The organism is Pseudomonas siliginis (assembly GCF_019145195.1).
Classification (GTDB): Bacteria; Pseudomonadota; Gammaproteobacteria; order Pseudomonadales; family Pseudomonadaceae; genus Aquipseudomonas; species Aquipseudomonas siliginis.
The window spans coordinates 1-2,497 of record NZ_JAHSTW010000022.1; the positions used below are offsets into that span (position 1 = coordinate 1).

Sequence of the window (2,497 nt, forward strand, 5' to 3'; positions counted from 1 at the left end):
GGCGTTTCCCATTCGTCCACCACAAAGCGTTCGTCCTGTTCCTCGCTGAACATTGGCGCTTCCTCTCGCGTGACCCACCAGAGGTCGCCGGCCTCAAAGCAGAACATCGCTTCGGCCCACAGCTGGTCGCGGATCTCGCGCAGCAACGCCACGTCGACCTTGGTACAGGCCACCGGCCAATAACGACGGTTGCCGGTGGCGTCCTTCAGGTACTCGTCCTGGTTGGTGGTACCGACGAAGACACACTGGCGTGGCACGTCCAGCGTTCTGCGGCCATAGCTTTCGCGGTAGGTGTCGGTGGACGCGGAGAAGAACTGCTTGGCCTTGGTGCTCTCGGCCTTGTTGAAGCTGTCCAGCTCGCCGAGCTCGACAATCCACTTACCGCGAATCGCCTGGAAGCCGTCCTTGTCGCCAAGGGCAAACGGCGTGTCCATGAACCACTCACCGCCGAGCACGCTCATGGCGGTCGACTTACCGGCGCCTTGTACGCCTTCGAGGATCATCACCGAGTCGGCCTTGCAACCGGGCTTCATCACCCGCGCCACGGCCGAGATCATCCAGCGTTTGCCGACCTTGGACGTGTAATCGGTTGCCTTTACCCCCATGACATCCGTCAACCAGCGCTCTAGGCGCGGCACACGATCCCATTCGAGTTTTCTCAGGTACTCGCGCACCGGGTGAAAGGCGTGGTCGTGGGCCACGACGCTGACGGCCTCGATCACGTGCGACGACTTCACACGCAGGTTGTACTGCTGCGCGAGCCACTTCATCACGCGCACATCATCAATGTCTGCCCACTCGCCGGTACCACCGCCATAAGGAGCAGCACGCAACTTGACGATCTTCGAGCTGAAGGCGCAGTAGCTGATCACCCCGGCCCAGCGTTCGTCGTGAGCAAGGATCAGTTCGACGTTCTGCATGTGCGCGATCAGGGCACCGCTCTCGCTGCGGGCCAACTGATCTTTCCAGCCACCGGCAGCCGGTGGACGCACCACGGCAAGTACCTGTCGACGCACCGCGTCCAAACCCTCCGCGACGTGCAGGTCGTTGAAGTCGGTCCACTTGTCGTGACGTTCAATCGAGAAGATCGGCGAGACCACCTGGGCTCCGACGATCAGGGCGGCGTTACTCGCTTTCTCCTCACCCGGGTTCCACGCATCACCATTGGGCTTGGTGGTCTTCCAGTCGTCATCGCGGCAGATGATCAGCGGGCAACCGGCAAAGCGCTCGCGCATGACCTTGCACACGGCCAACAGGTTGCCCGCATCGAAGGCCACCGCCACAGCGAGCGACGTCGCCATGTGCAGGCTGGCGCCGGTGGCGTAACCCTCACAGACCAGCACTGGTTCGCCCGGTACCGGATGCGGACCGAGCAGGTGAAAGGTGCCCTCCTTCGCCATCCCGTAAGGCCAGTAGGATTTGTCCCGGCCGGTGTCTTCCTGCTTGTTCGGGAAGATCACCTGCAGGCCCATGATCTGATCACGGGCGTTCTTCATTGGGACCAACACGGCGCCGGTGCGTGGCGCGTATCGGACATTGATACCAACGATCTGCTTGCGGTCCAGGTATTCGCTGCGGCCGGTGGTCGGCATGCGCTCAAACAAACCCTGCGCCCTTTTCGCGGCCCGCCGCGCAGCGTTACTCGCGATTTCGGCGGCGCGGCGCTTGGCTTCTTCCTGGCGAGCACGCATCACTTCGCGCTCTTCCGGCGACATGCGACCGGCCTTGACCTTGATCTTTTGCGTCTCGCCCGAACGCCAGTCACCGAAAGCGCCGAAGATCAGCGTATCGCCCTTCTCCGTGCGCTGCTCGTGCACCACGTACCAGCCGTTCTTTTCCCTGCCCTTGTCCTGCGAAGTCTTGCAGCGAGTCAGCTTGCCGAACACCAGCGGTTGCGCTGGCTCCAGACCGTAATCGGCGAATTGGCCCAATACCTCATCGAGCATGCTGAATCCCCCGCTCAGACAGGGATTGGCAGCTGATGCACTGCGAGCAACCCGGTGAGGCCAGGCGACGGGCTTCCGGGATCGGATCGTCACAAGCCTCACAGAACAGCAAGGAATGAGCGGCACTTTCGGCTTTGGCAGCGCTGCGCGCAGCCATGGCCTGATCGATGCGTTCCTGCACCAGATCGTTGGCGAAGTCGGCGATGTCAGCCACGGTCAGCACCTCGCGTCGTCTGGTTGACGTAGGTGGCGCGGTTGAACAACCCCAGCAGCCCTTGAATGCCCCGGAATACCTGCAGACGAATCGCAGCCAGTTCCTGATCAGTCACCACACCGTCGCCAATGCTCTTGGCCCAGGTCTCGGCCAAGTCGGCGACCTGACGGAAGTATTCGGCGATCCCCGTGGTCAGGGTCTCGGGCATGTCGTTGGTGTAGGTGTCGGCCAGTTCCTGCCAGATCGTGTCACCAACCAGCGCATGCACCGCATCAAGAATGCGGCGATCCTTGGTCAGTTCGAGGATCTCGCCGAACTCCTGAATGTTGATGGAGTG

At 62.0% G+C, this 2,497-nt stretch carries 3 protein-coding genes; all 3 read right to left on the minus strand.

Translation table 11 applies throughout. The annotated features are described in order from the left end of the window. Positions 1-1,946: VapE domain-containing protein (locus tag KVG87_RS25630; RefSeq protein ID WP_217853227.1), on the minus strand; the 1,946-nt coding region annotated here is incomplete at its 3' end. Continuing rightward, positions 1,936-2,160, minus strand: coding sequence for a TraR/DksA family transcriptional regulator (locus tag KVG87_RS25635; RefSeq protein ID WP_116254822.1), 225 nt, complete (start codon positions 2,158-2,160; stop codon positions 1,936-1,938). The genes KVG87_RS25630 and KVG87_RS25635, both read right to left, overlap by 11 nt. Further along, on the minus strand, positions 2,153-2,497 hold a 345-nt coding region (locus KVG87_RS25640; protein WP_217853229.1), incomplete at its 5' end, for a phage regulatory CII family protein. The genes KVG87_RS25640 and KVG87_RS25635, both read right to left, overlap by 8 nt.